General features: G+C 41.1%; 10 protein-coding genes. All 10 read right to left on the reverse strand.

Annotated features, from left to right (window positions below; all coding sequences use genetic code 11):
* Positions 1–63: 63 nt before the first annotated feature.
* On the reverse strand, positions 64–3276 hold the full coding sequence (locus ACRD64_RS04855; RefSeq protein ID WP_430932095.1) for a SusC/RagA family TonB-linked outer membrane protein: 3213 nt from the start codon (positions 3274–3276) through the stop codon (positions 64–66).
* Between the two features lie 510 nt (positions 3277–3786).
* Positions 3787–4611 carry a sialate O-acetylesterase gene (locus tag ACRD64_RS04860; protein ID WP_430932096.1) on the reverse strand — a complete coding sequence of 275 codons (825 nt, stop codon included), beginning with the start codon at positions 4609–4611 and terminating at the stop codon, positions 3787–3789.
* Between the two features lie 80 nt (positions 4612–4691).
* Entirely contained in the window at positions 4692–6251 is a 1560-nt protein-coding gene (locus tag ACRD64_RS04865) for a sulfatase family protein (protein ID WP_430932097.1), read from the reverse strand.
* A 9-nt stretch (positions 6252–6260) separates the two neighbouring features.
* Positions 6261–7736, reverse strand: coding sequence for a TlpA family protein disulfide reductase (locus ACRD64_RS04870; protein WP_430932098.1), 1476 nt, complete (start codon positions 7734–7736; stop codon positions 6261–6263).
* A gap of 42 nt (positions 7737–7778) precedes the next feature.
* Positions 7779–8441, reverse strand: a complete 663-nt coding sequence (locus ACRD64_RS04875) for an SGNH/GDSL hydrolase family protein (RefSeq protein WP_430932099.1) — start codon at positions 8439–8441, stop codon at positions 7779–7781.
* A gap of 6 nt (positions 8442–8447) precedes the next feature.
* A complete protein-coding gene (locus ACRD64_RS04880) occupies positions 8448–10709 on the reverse strand; it encodes a glycoside hydrolase family 3 N-terminal domain-containing protein (protein ID WP_430932100.1) in 2262 nt (753 codons plus the stop codon).
* 82 nt (positions 10710–10791) lie between these two features.
* Complete coding sequence (locus ACRD64_RS04885) at positions 10792–12084, reverse strand: Gfo/Idh/MocA family protein (protein ID WP_430932101.1); 1293 nt, start codon at positions 12082–12084, stop codon at positions 10792–10794.
* Positions 12085–12087: 3 nt separating this feature from the next.
* Positions 12088–12807 carry a 3-keto-disaccharide hydrolase gene (locus ACRD64_RS04890; RefSeq protein ID WP_430932102.1) on the reverse strand — a complete coding sequence of 240 codons (720 nt, stop codon included), beginning with the start codon at positions 12805–12807 and terminating at the stop codon, positions 12088–12090.
* Between the two features lie 106 nt (positions 12808–12913).
* Complete coding sequence (locus ACRD64_RS04895; protein WP_430932103.1) at positions 12914–15949, reverse strand: hypothetical protein; 3036 nt, start codon at positions 15947–15949, stop codon at positions 12914–12916.
* Positions 15950–15961: 12 nt separating this feature from the next.
* Positions 15962–17353, reverse strand: a complete 1392-nt coding sequence (locus ACRD64_RS04900) for an aminopeptidase P family protein (protein WP_430932104.1) — start codon at positions 17351–17353, stop codon at positions 15962–15964.
* Positions 17354–17358: the final 5 nt, after the last annotated feature.

Here is a 17358-nt window from a genome sequence, read left to right on the forward strand (position 1 = left end):
TTTAAATAAAAAATTGCATTTAATGTAACTTGTTCTGTATTGTAAGAACTCATTATTCACTTTTTAGAAACTAATATCTAAACCTAGTGAAAATGCTCTGCTTAACGGATATTGGTCACCTACGCGCCCTTGTCTTCCATTAAATGCTTCCGGATCATAAATCATTAAATCGGTAAACGTTAACAAATTCTCGCCCGATAGATAAATTCTGGCATTGGAAATTTTAACTTTCTCGGTTATTAGTTTTGGTATAGTATAGCCCACCTGAACGTTTTTTAACCTGACATAAGCACCGTTTTGAAGGAAACGTGTTGTAGGGTAACGGTAATTTTTGTCGTTTTGGCCTGTAAATACAACATAGGGTGCAGGGAAATAAGCATCAGGATTGGCTCCCAATGGGCTAGAGTCATCTCGCCAGTAGTCCAGGTGTTCTGTATATACATTGGCGTGTAATTGTCCGTTACTGGGGCCACGGAAAGTTCCTAAGCCTCTTAAGTCCAGATCTCTTTTGCCAACTCCCTGAATTAAGAATGAGAAATCGAATCCTTTCCATGAAGCATTGGCGTTTAATCCAAATTGGAATCTTGGGGTGCTGTTACCAATTACTTTTTTATCTCCCGGGTTGTCTTTGGTATTGTCTCCTATGGTAATGGCATCATCGCCATCCTGGTCTACATATTTTAAATCGCCCGGAGCCCATGCGCCCGAATAGATATCACTTTGGTCGAGTGCCCAAGTATCCACTTCCAATTCTGACTGGAAAAAACCGTCGGTTTCCATACCCCAAATCTCATTTAGCTTTTGCCCTTCATAATAAGAAGATAAAATTTTTGTAGGATTATTATAGTTGGTAATTTCACTTTGATAATCCGATAAAACAGCCCTTATGTTATATGAAAAATCCTTGATTCTGTCTTTCCACGAGATTTCAATTTCCCATCCGCGGGTAGTTACTTCTCCTTCGTTTATTTTCGGAACGTCAGTACCTAAGATTTCGGGAAGTTCTTTTCCCGGACCAACAAGATTGGTGGTTTTTGATTCATACCAATCAAAGTTGACGCCTAACCTGTTGTTTAAGGTTTGTAGGTCGAATCCAAAATCCATGGTCTTTACTTCTTCCCAGGTTAAGTTGATGCTTTCAATGTCTGGACTGCCAACTCCCCATAATTGTTCACCACTAAACAACCAGTTTGACAATCCGACAGACATGGTTGGGATATATAAATAATTGCTAACATTCTGGTTTCCCACAGAACCATAGGAACCCCTTAATTTAAATACATTCACAGCGTCCTTCAAAGGGAAAAAATTCTCTTTTGAAACAATCCAGCCAGTTGATACAGAAGGGAAGAAGCCCCAACGTTCACCGTTTTCGAACTTTGACGAGCCATCGTACCTACCATTGAACTCAATCAAATATTTCTCTGCAAAATTGTAATTAAAGCGTCCAAAAACACTTTGAGTTGACCAGTGCCCTAGTCCGTCAGTTATTGTTTTCTCTCCAACAGCGGTGCTCAATGAAGGAATTTCATCGGTTAATAAATAAGCTGCAGTAGCAAATAGGTTGTTGTAGTTGTAAACCTCGTGCTGATAACCACCTAAGACATGAAAATTATGGCTACCTACAGCTTTTGAATATTCCGTATAAATATTTGGGGAAAAGTAGTTGTTGGAATACATATAGTCTCTGTATTCCGTATTTTCTGAACTTGAATACAGAACTGTTGAACCTCCGGTTCCGTCGGGAATGGCATATGGAATTCGCGGAAATACAGCCTGTTTGCGGTTGTCGTTCGTCCTGTAATTCACTTCAATATTCGTAACCCAGTTTTTTACAGGCTCCAGAGTTATCCTTGGGGACAGCACCAATTGTCTTTCAATGTTATTGGTTTTGTTCATTTCCATATCACCAATTCTACCAGTCCATACTTCCGTGCCGGGGTAATACGCCGGCTTGGTAGGCTTAAGTCTGGTCGTGAGCAACATAATAAACGACCTTCCTAAAGTTTTGTGTTCAGGATATTCCTCCTCTACATATTTATATTTGGTTAAGAAAGAAAGCTTCATCCAGTCATTTATGGTTGCATTTATCTTTCCATCAATATTGTATCGTTTAAAGAAGTCATCGGCCTGTTTTAATTGTCCTTTTTCATCATAAAAACCGCCAGATAAATAATACCTTAAGGTTTCATTTCCGCCCGACAAATTCAGGTTGTGTTTCGTTCTGGAACTATAATCTTTAAAAATAATTGAATGCCAATCGGTAGCTGCCGAAGCGTTTAGGCCGTCGGTTCCCAAATTCCAGGTTAAACCGTTGCTGCTTTCGAGCACTTCAGGGGCACTTCCTGGTTCTTTCATATTCATTGCAATCCACTCCAGCTTTTCGTCGCTGTAATACGGTGAACTCCCTAAATTTTCCCTGGCCTCGTTCATTGTGTATGCAAAAGAAAGAGGATCGGCATTTTTAGGCATATTAATAAGGGAAGTAATGGCGTAATTTGATGAATAGCTTACTTTAATACCACTATTGGCTTTGCCATTTTTAGTGGTAATTAGAATTACCCCGTACGCGGCCCTTGCACCATAAATAGCAGTTGAGGCAACATCTTTTAATACCGAAATAGACTCTATGTCGTTGGGATCTATGTCGTTTATATCCATCGGGATACCATCAACCAACACGTAGGGTTCGCTATCCCCTTCAATAGATGTTAGTCCCCTGATATTCATTGCCATGTCTGCTCCAGGCTCGCCTGTAGCTGATGATGTTGTGATTGTAAGGTTAGGGACAACGCCCTGTAAAGCTTGTTGCACATTGGCTACCGGACGGGCTTCTAACTCTTCGCTACCCGCAACGGATATAGCGCCTGTGAGATTTATTTTTTTCTTGGTTCCATAACCAACGGCAACCACTTCCTCAATGCCAATGTAATCGGATAACATGGTTACGTTGATGGTTGTTTGTGTGCCAACAACAACTTCCTGTGAAGTCATACCGATAAAGCTGAACACGAGTATTGCATCTTCCGGAACATTGGAGATGTTGTAGATTCCTTCGGTACTGGTTACGGTACCGATACTTGTACCTTTTATTATAACGGAAACTCCCGGCAGTGGTTGCCTGGTATCATCAACAACAGCACCGGTAATTGATTTTTGAGCGCCAGCATTTGTAATCTGAATCGTTAGTAATAAAAATAAGGTAATTGCAAACTTTTTAAATAGCTGTTTTGATACCTCAGGAGAACGTCCAAAAAATGACCATTTTTTTTTCATAAATAAAAGTTTTTCGTTTAAAAATCTAAGTTAAATCGTTTCCAATGCAGTAAGAAAAGGTTCTGTCCCTTTGTTGCTGATTGTAAATCGCGGGATAAGTTAAGTGGTCTAAATTTTTAATTCATTTGTAATGTTTTTAAAAGCCAAATTATTGCGATTAGTTAATGGTTAAACAATATTTAAATGTACATATTAATATAGTATTCGAAAGTATGTTATTTGAATAATAAATGCAAAATAATTACTAAAAACTGAATAATAATAATAAATATTCGTAAATATAGGATATATAATTACAAATAGTAAGATGACGACTGAACACAATCTCTCTGATACAGAAAAAATGAGCACTTACTAAAATAATAATAATAAGTAGGATCAAGGCTGCTGTTAAAAAAATCAATAAGGGATATAGGTTATATATTAAAAGGATAACAATTAGGTTGTATTGATTGCCCGTCATGTTGAGCACGCTTTTGTTTATTTACCCAACACGACCTTTTATCTTTTTTATTGTTTATTTTTTTTGATTTGTCGGATCATGATCTTACCCATTCTTTTGCCCAGCCAGATTTGAGCCTCGCTGTTAAAGTGGGTGTTGTCTTTCAGGGTTTTAATTTTATCCGTGTTGATGATAAAAACATTCTCGTCCTCCGCAGCTACTTTTTCTTGTGCTATCTGCACTCTTTCGGTGTAGTCAAAAGTCCAGGGTGTTTCTCTCAGCAAGCCAATAGAAATACGTCCCATAACAATCGGAAGTTCGTCTTTTTTGGTTTGTTCACGTACATCCTCAAAAAGTATCTTCAGGTTCTTTTCGTACGCATTGGCCCATTCAATGGTTTCAGCATCCGATTCGCCTTGCATCCATAGCATGCCGTCTATTTCGCACACAACACCGCTATCGGCAAGTTGCTGCATGGCATTTTCCATATTCTGAAGAAAACGACTGTACATTCCCTGATTGGGCAGCCAGTGTTTCCATAGCTTAGTTCCCCCAGCCGAGGTTTTAACAATGGCAATGGTATAATCCGGGTATTTTTCCGCCAATAAATGCGAGAAAGCAATTTCAGGACCAAATTTATATTTGCGTCTTTCTGCAAAAGAATCGGTTCCCAAGGATACCCAGGTTTTCTTTTTGTTGTCCCAGGTCATGGTGTTGTGGGGATGAACCTTGTAAGCATCGGGTAGTTCTTCCGATTTTCCACAGCCGTCCATGTTTGACTGACCGCCTAATATAAAAAGTTTTACGGGGCGTGTCTTTTGGTCTTGACCCAGGCAAAAGAAAACAACGAAAATGGTTAAGAAAAATGTAAGTACTGCTTTTTTTATTGTCATCTTGCTTTTTTTAAGAATCCATTCATCGGGTGGATCCCTTACAAAACCGTTGGTCACCCGATGAATTAATCATGATTTAACTAGTTTAAATGCACTTCCGACACAGTGGTGTCGTTATACTGTTTTTGCAAATCGATCAATTTATTAAACAAGGTTTGTGTAATTTTCTCATAACCTTTTTTGCCATAAAGATCGTTAACCTCGTTAGGATCCTCTTGCAGATCGTACAGCTCCCATTGATCAACATCGTTATAAAAATGGATGAGTTTGTAACGGTCGGTTCTTACTCCGTAATGGCGTTTTACCGAGTGAGGGCCGGGGTATTCGTAATAATGGTAATAAAGCGCATCGCGCCAATTTCCTGCTTCACCTTTTAATAATGGAACCAGCGACTCGCCCTGAATGGCCTCGGGAATTTGCACGCCCGCCAAATCAAGGAAGGTTGGGGCGAAGTCAATATTTTGTACCAGTTGGTTTATTTTACCCTTTTTTACGATGGACGGTAGTCTCATCAGCAGTGGTGTGCGAAACGATTCTTCGTACATAAAACGTTTGTCGAACCAGCCGTGTTCGCCCAAATAAAAACCTTGGTCCGAGGTGTAAACCACCAGTGTATTTTCCGCCAAACCGCTTTCGTCCAAGTAATCGAGCACCCGGCCAATATTATCGTCAACCGAGGCAATGCAGCGCAAATAATCTTCCAGGTAGCGCTGGTAATTCCATTCCAACAATTCTTTACCCTCCAGCTTGGTCTTTTTGTAGTATTCAATTTCCTTTTCATAGGCTTTGTCCCATGCCGCGCGTTGCTTTTCATCCAACCGGTCTATCTGACGTTTAAAATATTTGCGCAACGGTCCTTGTACCTCACCTTCCTTATCGTACATCTTTAAGTCGTTTACCGGGCAAAAGTTTTTCATGTGCATACGTTGTTCTGCGGCAGCCTGGCGTCCTTCATACTCATCGTAAAAATTTTCGGGGAGGGGGAATTTCACGTCGTTGTACATATCAAGATAAGCCGTGTCTGGCATCCAGCAGCGGTGCGGGGCTTTGTGGTGCAACAACATACAAAATGGTTTCTCCTGGTTTCTGTTTTTTAGCCAGTCGAGACTGAAATCGGTAATCAGGTTGGTAACATAACCTTCCACTCTCGATTTGGTGCCCATTTCAATAAAATCGGGATTGTAATAATCGCCTTGTCCCGGAAGTATGTTCCAATAGTCGAAACCAGTAGGGTCGCTTTCCAGGTGCCATTTACCTATCATGGCTGTTTCATAGCCTGCCTTTTGCAGGAGTTTGGGAAAGGTAACCTGATTGCCGTCAAACACCTGGCTGTTATTCATGTGCCCGTTTATATGTGAATGTTTTCCGGTGAGCATAACGGCACGGCTGGGCGCACAAATCGAGTTGGTTACAAAACCTTGGGTAAACAGTACCCCTTCGTTGGCAATGCGGTCAATGTTGGGCGTTTGATTCAGCGCCCCGTTGTAACAGCTCATAGCCTGGTAACCGTGGTCATCGGTCATTATGTAAATGATGTTGGGGCGTTTGGTATCTTCCTTTTTCGTGGGTGTTTGACATGAAACAAGTCCTAAAAGGATAATAAACGCAATAACTAATGTGTTAATACCAATTTTTTTCATACGTACTTATTATTTTTCGTTAATTTCTTTTTCCAGTGCCGATAGATTTGATGGACGGCTTGCACGTTTATTAAGAATAGTACCTTCGGCATCAATTAAAATATACCAAGGAATGCTTAGTGAGCCGTTTTTGTCAAATATCTTTCTTAATTCCTCTGCTAATTCTTTGTTTGCCCTCACGTGATAGCCTTCAAGCTCATAGTGCTTTATCATATTTTTCCAGCGTTCAGAATTTTTCTCGCGGTCGATGGAAATGTACAATACCGGGATGTTGTATTTATTCAACATTCTTTTCAGCTCTTCTTTGTGTTCAAATTCTGCCTTGCACGGTCCGCACCAGGTAGCCCAAACATCCACGTAAATTTTTCCTTCAGTAAAAGTACCTGCAAGTTCAGACAGCGTATTGATGTTTTCGTATTCATCCACAAAGTGAATGTTTTCATGGAAGTCTAAATCAGCGGTTTTATGGAATTTTACAATCTCGTCAATTAATGGAGAAATATAAAAATTGTATTCGCTTTCCGGATAGTTGGTTTTAAAATCATTGAATAACCCGATTAATTCCTTTTCATATTTTTTCTGAAAACATTTTTCATACAAATAATGGGCAAGGTAGTTCTCGCAAAATTCTGCCGGCAAGTATTCTTTAGATTTTTCGACCCTGTAGGTTATTGTATTATCCAAATTCCTTAACTCTTCTAACTTATTTTTGGTAAAGTTACCGTTCTTATATTCCTGAAAATAGATGTAGCATTCGGTATAAAAGTTAAACCACTGCGTATTTATAATTTCAGGTTTCTTAAACAGGGCAGGCCGAAACGCATCATACCACAGCTGTTCAAAATCAGGGTTGAAGGAGTTTTTGCGACCTTGCATTTCCATCATTTTTTTGATCCATGCCGTGGTTGCCAAAACTGCATCGTAGTAACACTCCCTGTCGGTTTTTATCAGGTTGAATACATCTTCTGAGATTGTATTTTGGGAAAAATGTTTTTCGATTTCAGCTATCTCCCTTGTTTTTCGCTGTTCAATGGTGTTTTTAATCCTGCTTGCCAGCGAATCGCGTAAAAATTCCCGTGCCCCATCCTGGATGTGAAATGGGTTAGGGAATTTACCGTAAGCTTCCTGTATAACCGAGCTCTCGTCGGTTACCGACAGTACATTTTTTTCTTTTGATGTATCAAAAATAAGTTTGTATTGTTTGCCTGGTTCTACAATTATAGTTCCCTGCTTTTTATATGTTGTTCTTAGTTTTAAAAACAGGGGAATATCCGATTTGATGTTAATTTTAAAGTTGCCAAGCGAGTCGGGCTCAATTGATTTTGTGAACCACCAATTACAGGTTCCGTTAATGGGGTTGGTGTATTCAATTTTTCCAGGGTTTTCACCTTTAATAGTTCCTGATATTACAATCTTATTCTTCCCGGATTGACAAGAAACTAACCCGACGATCAAAACTGATAAAATTAATTGCTGTAGTATCATTCACTTATTTTTAGGGTTCACATTGATTGCTTAACGAACCTTTCATCTTATTTCATCCTCCAAGTATGTGGCAATCACTTTACCCAACTCTTGGTATCCTTTTTTCTGGTAATGAACATCGTTGTTTCCTTGACCATATTTTTTATGAATCGGTTTCGACTTTTTATAAATATCATTCACCTGAACGGAATACTTTTTCATCACCTTTTTTGCCACCTTGTTATATTTTCGTGCATCTTTTGTAAATCGGCCTGCCTCTTCTTTGGGAACATAGCTAGTAGTGACAAAAATTAATTTGGCGTTTGTTTTTTCCTTTAAAAGCCTGACAATGGCTTCGAGATTTTGCTCGTATTCTTCCAGTGAAAAAGTTATGGTTCCGTTTATTTTATCACGGTTTCCCTGCACTTTCGATTCCGGGTGCCGGTAGCACAGATCCCAAAGCCCCCAGTTGAACTGGATAATATCGTAATCGTCCTTTTGAATCCAAGTTTCAAGATTCTCCAATCCATAACCGGAGTGTTTCGCATTTCCTTTGTTGTGGCTAACAATGGCTTTATCTTTCAACATTTCTTTTACGGTAGAGGTATAACCCAGCGATATTGAATCGCCGATTATCAGAATCTTGGGTTGTTTTTCGGTGTAACCAAAGATCAGCAGCAGAGCCGTAATGCTACAAGTAATTACTAATAATCTGTTTTTTTTCATTTAAAATTAGTTTTTAAACTTGAAATTAGCTTTTAGTACTTCATTTGAAGAACCTCCCACCATTATCATAAACTGACCTGGCTCAATCACTTTTTTCATTTCAATCCCGGTAAACTCGAGCATTTGGGGTGTTACCGCAAACTCCACCGTTTTCGTTTCCCCGGGGGCAAGCTCAATCTTTATAAAAGCTTTTAGCTCTTTGTTGGGGCGGGTAACCGAACCTATCAGGTCTTTTACATACAACTGTACTACTTCTTTCCCTACCAATTTCCCCGTGTTTTTAACATCTATTTTAACTGTTAATTCTGATTCCGAAGTTAGTGTGGAATCCGACAGCTGTAGATTTGAAAACTCAAAAGTTGTATAGCTTAATCCAAAACCGAAAGGAAATAATGGACTATTTTGGGTGAATAAGTAACCCTTTTTATAATTAATTTCTTTTTGACTGTAGTGAAACGGGATTTGACCAATGGAGCAAGGAACCGTCACAGGCAGTTTTCCTGAAGGTACTGCTTCACCAAAAATCATTTTTGCCACTGCTTTGTCGCCAAATTCGCTAAGCTCCCAGCAATCTAAAATGGCATCGGCATATTCCGATATAGCATTAGCAGATAAGGTGCGGCGGTGTTTAAGAACAACAACTACAGGTTTTCCTAGTTTCTTTAATTCAATCAATAATTCGTCCTGAAAGTTTACCGGGTCGATGTTGTCGCGGTCGCCCGTGGCAAAACCAAAAAATGCTTCTTTGGAGGTAAATTCATCACCTCCCGCGAAAAGAATAATGACTTCCGAATTTTTGGCGGTTTCAATAATCTTAGTAATTCCAGCTTTACAATCTTCTTCAGGTGTTAGGGCAGGAGTTCCCCGCACTTCGTTGGTTAAACGATACCCTTTTTCAGTGAAGAAAGTGATGTTGTCATTCGCAATCTCTTCAAAATAAGACAAGGTGCTTTCGTCAAGCACAGGACCGACCAACGCTATTTTAATTTTCTTTTCCGAAGAAACAGGCAAGGTCTGATTCTGATTTTTCAGCAAGATAATAGATTCCAGATCGGCTTTATGGGCAAGCTCAACCGCCTCCTTGCTTCGTACTGATTTTTTTGCTTGTTTTACATTCGTATAAGGATTATCAAATAAACCTAATATAAACTTGGTTCGTAAAACACGCCTTACCGAGCGGTCGATGTATTGTTTCAATTCAGGGTTTTTTTCCACCATTTTCGGAAGAAGAGCATAGGCATCATCGGCGTATAGATCCACGTCCATTCCGGCTATTAAACCAAGCTCAGCAGCCTCTTCAGGCGTTTCGGCTACTTTCATAAAATAATGCAACCTGGCAATGTCGTTGGCATCGGAAACCGTATAACCTTTAAATCCCCACTCGTCTCGCAGTATTTCGGTTAGTAACCAAGGGTTTGAATGACTGGCTACACCATTAATATCGGAATGAGAAGCCATAATCCCGAGTGTTTTTCCTCGCTGAATAGCCGCTTTAAAGGGAGGGAATATTTCATCGATTAAAGTACGCGGAGAAATTTCCATGGCGGCAAAGTTTGTGCCTCCTAGAACCTGTGCATAACCCGCGAAATGCTTGGTTACGGCACCAATGTGTGTGCTTTTTAAACCATCGTAATCACCTTGGATTCCGGTTACTGAACTCACAATCATTTCCGTTGTTAAGTGGGTGTCTTCCCCCCATCCTTCACTCATTCTCCCAAATCGGGGGTCGCGGGCAATATCGGCCACAGGAGAGTGAGTTAGGTGTAAGCCTCGCAAACGTGCTTCTTTACCCATGGTATCGTATACCTTTTTTACAATTTCTGTATTCCAACTTGACGAAAGTGAAATCGGTCGGCTAAAACGGGTGCAGCCTTCGGCATCAATGCCACTGTACGATTCGGTGATAAAAAAGGCAGGTATACCGAGCCTGTTGTTTTCGATAATATATTTTTGAAGTTGATTATTCAAAGCAGCAGACTCCTCGGGCTTATATTGTTCTCCCGGGTTTTTGATTCCGGCAATCCCGTTTGTCAATCTTCCTTTAACATCCTCCGTTAAAAGAATACCTCCATCATTGTCGAGGGTAATTCCTTTATTGGCATGAAAGATGCGCATTTGAGCTACTTTTTCTTCCAGTGTCATGCGCGACAGCAAATCCTCAATACGGTCTTCAATCGGGGCATTTTTCTGTTTGTAAATGTTCTGTGCTTTATTTACTGACGATATTACAAGAAGTATTAAAAGCAGGGGTATAAAATGATTTTTCATGCTTAATTTGAAACGTTAATCTTTTTTGCAAAAGTGAATTCCCAACCCGGCAATACGTGCCGGGTTGGAGAAATTTATTGAATTAAAACTTTCTATATTTTGTTTTCAGAAGAAGATTGGCTTCAGCCTCTGCAAATTTTGCGTTTTTTATATCCCAGTGTAATTTCTTTTTTGGGAAACGGTTGGCGATAACACCCAAAAGTATAGCCTCGGTTAACTTTGCTCCGTAGGTGAACGGTGCGCTACATTCAGCTTTGCCCAAACAGGCATCGATAAACTGATGGTAGTGGTCGACTTTTTCCAGTGTTGGGAAATCTATTTTCTCGTATTTGCCATCCACAATTAATTTGGGGTAATCCCAGTGCGGCAACAATAAATTTCCTTTTTCACCAACAAACATGGCGCCTTGCTCCGGCAATTTTTCATCGTTGGGCAATTTCAAATCTTTATGCTTTTCCGGAGCCCCCGGTCCATCGTACCATATCCATTTAAATTTATCGGTTGTATAGTCTGTTCCCGGGAATTGGTATTCCACTAAGTTATTTTCGGGGTGACCGAAACCGGTAGGTTTGCGACAACTGGTTTTAACAGTTTTGGGCACATCCAGGTTGAGCGCCGTGTAAGGAGTATCAAAAATATGAACACCCATATCGCCCAATGTTCCACAACCATAATCCAATACTTTACGCCAGTTGGCGGGATGGTACAGGCCTTCTTTGTAAGGTCTTTCCGGGGACGTGCCCAGCCATAGGTTCCAGTCTAAAGTTTTTGGTATAGGATCACTACCGGATGGAGCAGGTCCATCGTATCCCCAGTTTTTGGGCGACCATGCACGCACACAGTTTATTTTGCCAATAATGCCCGACTGTATCAAAACAACGGCCTGGCGGTACATGTCGCTGGAGTGGCACTGAATACCCATTTGCGTAATAATGTTGTTGTCTTTGGCATACTTGCGCATGGCTCTGGCTTCCGATACGTGATGGGTAAGTGGCTTTTGGCAATACACAGGTTTGCCCATTTCCATGGCCATCAGCGAGGCAGGAGCGTGGGTGTGGTCGGGAGTGGTAATCACCACGGCATCTATTGCCTTGCCCAGTGCATCAAACATTCTCCTGTAATCGGTAAAGCCTTTTGCTCTGGGAAATGCTTTTTGTGCGGCAGTTAAGTAATTAGAGTCCACATCGCACAAGGCAGTTACTTCAACCATGGGATGCGAGGCTATCGACGTAAGATCTGCCATTCCCATCATACCGCCAACACCAATGTGAGCCGTTCTTATTTTTCCATTTTTTGTAAGTGCCCAAACCGATGAGGGCAGGATGGTTACCGAGCTAAATGCAGCCAGGTTTTTTATAAAATCTCTTCTTTTCATGGTTTATAGCGCTTTAATTTTTATGTTTTTAAACCAAATATAGCTTCCGTGATCCTGTAAAGCAATGTGCCCGGTCTTTGCTTTGCCATAAGCAGGATATTTGCTCCATTTTCCATTCGCCACATTGGCTTTCCATTCTTCTGTCCAGGCTGTAAATTCAACTATCTTTTTGCCATTAAGGTAATGGCTTACTTTACCGTTATCGAAGATAATTTCTGAACTATTCCATTCGCCAACGGGATAAAGTACTTTTTGCGTTGTATCCGCCGGAGTCATGGCATAATCGGCACCGGTAGAGTTGTAGGGCGTTACACCACCAGGAAATCCTATGTCGTCGATAATTTGGTATTCAGGGCCCGAGTAATACGTAGATTTTAATTCAGGTGCTTCCACCACGTGGTACATAATTCCACTGTTACCCTCCGGGGAAAGTTTCCAGTCCAGTTTCAAATGGAAATTATCATATTTTTCAGTCGTAATGATGTCCCCGCCAATGTCGCCACCTTCGCCAGCGGACATTAAAGTACCGTCGGTGGCACTCCAGGCCTGCGGTATTTCAGCGCTGTTGAAACCGCGCCATCCATTGGTAGTTTCACCGTCGAATAATAATTTCCAACCTTCTTTCTTTTCCTGGCTGGTTAGTGTGTTGTCTTTTTTTTCGCATGCACAGCCTGCTAAAATCGTTAGTGCCATTACTACACAGATTAAATAATTCTTTTTCATGTTTTAATATTTGTGTTTTTTTAGGAAATTTGTTTTTATTGTTTTGTTTTTATCATTTTACTGATAGAGTTGTAATGAATGATTACATTCTTTAAGCGCCTCGGGATCAGAACTTCAGGTCAACCGCAGCAAACCATTTTTTACGCAAATATTCCTCAATACCTATTCTTTCTGATTCAGTGAGTGCTTTATCCACAAAAATCATTTCGGCGATATCTCCTTCCCAAAACCCTTCAACTCTTTCAAATTTATCTTCAATCACTTCAGGAAATTCTACCGTGAGAATGCAATAGTCCATAGGATTGGGCGTGTTGAACGGGTCAATTTTTCCACCGTTCAGGTAAACACTTGCTTTTTTAGTTTTTTCATCAACCGTATCGAAATCAAAGATGCTTTTCGAAGGGTCTTTGCTGGCACCCAGGTATTTGTTCAAATCCCTGAAAATCCATTTCCCGGGAAATGTTAAGCTACTTTCTTTATATACCAGAATAACTGTTTGAATACCGCTTATTTTTTTACCCAGATCGGATACCCAAACACTGCCGAAGGCACCTACGCCTTTGCCGTTAAGTGAGTTAGGCTCGTATTTGGTAAAAATCTTACCCGGATTCTTCCAGGTCTTTTCCATCCAGTTTTTAACCGGGCCTCGTTGAGGAATAGCTCCGTCTTCGTTTCCGTCACCATCTAAATCGCTGGCATCAAACCAGAGTTTAATGTGGTCTTCACCCAAGCGGGACGGGCTCATTTCGTGAATTGTGTTTGACTCCGGTTTATCGCCAACGGCAATGCAAATACGGTTGCTGCTTTCCACATTTGAATAGTTGTTTTTTGCAGAAACATAATAACTTCCGGGCTTCTCCGGCTTAAATTCATTTCCTTCGAAAAGTGCGTTTTCAAATTTTTCAGCCTTGAATAATGGCACGTTTTCGGAATACCACAAGTAAGTATAACCTTCCAACGGATTCACAATACTTAAAACGCCCGGCTTTGTAATTTCGACTTCCAGATTGTCAATTTCGAAAGGGTACACCTCCGGAACGATCAGCGTTTTCTCTGTCGCTTTATTCTTAGCATCGGTAATCAGCACGGAATATTCACCCGGTTTCATATCGAACCGTTTATTACCTTTTGCAGGAATAATCTCAAATGATCCCGGAACGCGCAGGTAATCGATATTGGCTCCCGATTTTCCGGTCGATTTCAAACAAATGGTATTCTCTCCCTCATTTAAATGGGCCTTCACCACTGCCTTTTCCCATCCAGTGTACAAAGGGCGTGTAGGATGAAACATCAGTGCTTTCTCAATCGTATTCCCGTTCACGGAAACTTCCATGGGCGTTCCTTTCCGGGCTACACCGGCGTAGGCAATGTCAATTGGATAGGTTCCGGTTTTAGCCACCTCAACACGCCAACTGATGGAGCCTTCTTTTTCGTTAAACTGAACCATATATTTGTTGCTGGCATCGAAGTATTCTTTAGCCGAATATCCTGGGATTTCTATGCTGGCATCTTCTGCTTCATAAACGATTCCCTTGGAATATTTATGCAGCCCGTCTGTCCAAACAAATGAATATGGGGCTTTGCCACCGGTGGCAATTACCTCAACTTTTCCGTTATTCTTATCCTTTGCCGAGGCAGCAATCTTAGATGCTATATTAAAATCAGCATCGTTTTTTTTCTGATTTTTAGAATGGGTTGAAAAATTGAATTCACTATTACCCACCAAAACCTTTGCTTTAGCGGACCTGTAATCACTATCGGTAACTTTAACTTCGTATATTCCGGCGGTAACATCCGACAATACCTTTGAACTGGTTCCGTTTGACCAAGCGTAAAAGAACGGAGGTGTTCCTCCTGTAACAACCGGTTTTAGTGTAACTTTATTTTTTTGTTGTTCTTTTATTATGCTTAGCACCAATTCTTTTGCATCCGATGTTGGTGCCGAATTGGTTATTTCCCAAACAACCTCGCGTTTCGGATATTTTGCGTAAGGTGGGTCGGGACGGATAAAATGTGATTCGTCGGTAATGGAACAGTTTAGTTCGTAGCTTGCCAATTCTCCAAACTCAACGTCAACTTCATCCGTTCCGGTAGCAATAGTCTTGCCGTTTAAAATCCAGCGTACCACCTGTGTGTTTGGAGTGGGTGTAATATGGTCAATGGCGAAATGAATCTTGGTTTTTCCGTCAATAGCGATTTTAGTATTGGCAGGCGTTATGTTATTTATCGGATTTACCAGTTTGTTCACCCGCATGGCAACCCGTTGCTCGCAAATGGGGCACATTTTTTCGGTATTATCAAAAACACCTGCGCCCATAATGCATCCCTGTGCTGTTGAGCGGTGATAGTCGACCAAATGATATTGCGCACCTTCAAATGCTCCAACTTTATCTTTGTATTGTGCGGTATACGGTGTTGGAAGCGGTGTTTCGGGCTCAATCCATTTCCGCCATTTTATTTTATCGCGTTCGTATTCGGTTGAAACTGTGTAAGTAGGATTCGCCTTTGTTCCGGTTGCTGGACCCGTGTATTCATCACCAATACTCATACAGGTGTGGGCAATCTCGTGCAGCATCTTGGCTATTCCATTTCCTGCAATCAGGGCTCTTCCGACCCTTGCTTCCAGATTTCTGCCAGCACCTCCGCCACCATTATCCAGATTCGGCAGAACCAAAAATGTTGCCCATCCCAGGTTTTCATCTTTCCAGGGCAGGAAGAGTTTGTCGCGCATCGCATCTACCGCATTACCGTTAATTCCTACGTTCCACTCGGGTGAATTGGGATACCACAAACCATACACGTTAAAAAATTCGCGGTAGTTGGCATAGGCCGTTTGTGCCTTGGAATCACCCGGCGTTAAGGCTGCAATTAACGATTCATTAATGTCTTTTATAAATTCATCACGCATTTCCGGAGAATTATAAGGCGCCTTTTCGTTGGATGTCCAGCGGTTCATTAAGACTATGTTTATACGGTTGTCCTTATCTCCGTTAATCATAATGGGAATCAGCTCGGATTCGTTAAGAAATACGTCAATTTCTTTTTCTGACCAGTCCCTGTTTCTACCCGAATTTTGTGCCTCTGTTATACCCGAAAAAAGCAGGCACACTAGCCACAAGATAACACCAGTTTGTTTTTTCATAATCATTATTTTTTATTCCGTTTCTGCTCTTATGGATTCAATATCTTCAATTGTTTTTGGCTTTGGTTTGCCTAAAAGTTGTGGGCCGTTTTTGGTCATTACAAAATCTTCCTCGTTTCGAATTCCACCAAAATTCCGATAACTGTCCACTTTTTCCCAGTTTATAAAATCGTTGAACTTGTTTTGTGCACGCCACTGGTCAATCAATTCAGGGATAAAATAAATTCCCGGTTCAATGGTGAAAACATGTCCTGCCTGCAGCGGTTTGGCCAGTCGTAATGATTTTAATCCAAACTGCGTACTTTTGGGTTGGCCATCGTATCCTACCCATACCTCACCCAGATCTTCCATGTCGTGCACATCCAGTCCCATCATATGTCCGGTTCCACACGGAAAGAATAGTGCGTGTGCGCCGGCTTCAAAGGCATCCTGGGGGTTTCCTTTGGTGAAACCCATAGTTTTCAATCCATCGAAAATGGTTGTACAAGCCGCTTCATGGGCGTTTTTAAACGGAATTCCCAAACCTAAGGTATCGATTGCCGCCTGATGAGATTCAAGAGCCAGCTGATATATCTCCTTTTGCTCGGCGCTGAATTTTTTACTTACCGGTATTGTACTCGATAAATCACCGGCGTACATCATTTCGTTTTCGAAACCGGCATCAATTAAAAACATGTCGCCACGGTTAATAGTATTCCCGTGGTAGTGGTTGTGCAAAGTCTGTCCATTTTTCGTGGCTATTATAGGGAATGAAATATTTCCACCTTCGGCAAGGGCTATTTTATGAATCTCCGCAGTTACCTGAGCCTCTGTCATTCCGGGTTTGGCAATGCGCATGGCCGCCACGTGCATATCAACAGAAACATCAACAGCTTGCGAAATGCTGGCAATTTCTTCTTCTGTTTTTATTTCGCGTTGGCTAACCACAGCTTTCACCAAATCTACCGAGAAGCATGTTGCCACCTCGTTGGGCGCAATGCCGGTGAGTTCCTGCAACTTAATTTTGTTTTCTGCACGGTACAAAGGCAGGAAATGAATAGTTTGTCCTTTTTGTTTTGCAGCTTTAACCTGTTTTTCAAGTTCTTTTGCGGGCACAACTTCTTTTATACCGCAAGCATCGGCTTTTTCGGCAATAGTAGCTTGCGGCCCCATCCATACAAAGTCTTCCACCGTGTATTCATTTCCGAAAATAATTTCACGGTCGTTATCCACATCGATTAGCGCTGCCAATCCAGGCTGATTTATGCCGAAATAATACAAAAAGGTACTGTCTTGCCTGAAATGATAAGTGTTATCGGCATAGTTCATGGGTGACTCGTCGTTCCCAAAGAATAGTATCAAGCCTTTTTCTACTCGTTCCTTCAGTACCTTTCTTCTTTCTATATAAGTTTTTTTGCTAAACATAGTTT

Origin of the sequence: Saccharicrinis sp. 156 (genome assembly GCF_050589685.1) — a bacterium.
Classification (GTDB): Bacteria; Bacteroidota; Bacteroidia; order Bacteroidales; family Marinilabiliaceae; genus Saccharicrinis.

Excerpts from the sequence above, each read along its gene's own strand:
- ACRD64_RS04855 (WP_430932095.1), bottom strand. The coding sequence starts at position 3,276 with ATGAAAAAAAAATGGTCATTTTTTGGACGTTCTCCTGAGGTATCAAAA.
- ACRD64_RS04860 (WP_430932096.1), bottom strand. The coding sequence starts at position 4,611 with ATGACAATAAAAAAAGCAGTACTTACATTTTTCTTAACCATTTTCGTT.
- ACRD64_RS04865 (WP_430932097.1), bottom strand. The coding sequence starts at position 6,251 with ATGAAAAAAATTGGTATTAACACATTAGTTATTGCGTTTATTATCCTT.
- ACRD64_RS04870 (WP_430932098.1), bottom strand. The coding sequence starts at position 7,736 with ATGATACTACAGCAATTAATTTTATCAGTTTTGATCGTCGGGTTAGTT.
- ACRD64_RS04875 (WP_430932099.1), bottom strand. The coding sequence starts at position 8,441 with ATGAAAAAAAACAGATTATTAGTAATTACTTGTAGCATTACGGCTCTG.
- ACRD64_RS04880 (WP_430932100.1), bottom strand. The coding sequence starts at position 10,709 with ATGAAAAATCATTTTATACCCCTGCTTTTAATACTTCTTGTAATATCG.
- ACRD64_RS04885 (WP_430932101.1), bottom strand. The coding sequence starts at position 12,084 with ATGAAAAGAAGAGATTTTATAAAAAACCTGGCTGCATTTAGCTCGGTA.
- ACRD64_RS04890 (WP_430932102.1), bottom strand. The coding sequence starts at position 12,807 with ATGAAAAAGAATTATTTAATCTGTGTAGTAATGGCACTAACGATTTTA.
- ACRD64_RS04895 (WP_430932103.1), bottom strand. The coding sequence starts at position 15,949 with ATGAAAAAACAAACTGGTGTTATCTTGTGGCTAGTGTGCCTGCTTTTT.
- ACRD64_RS04900 (WP_430932104.1), bottom strand. The coding sequence starts at position 17,353 with ATGTTTAGCAAAAAAACTTATATAGAAAGAAGAAAGGTACTGAAGGAA.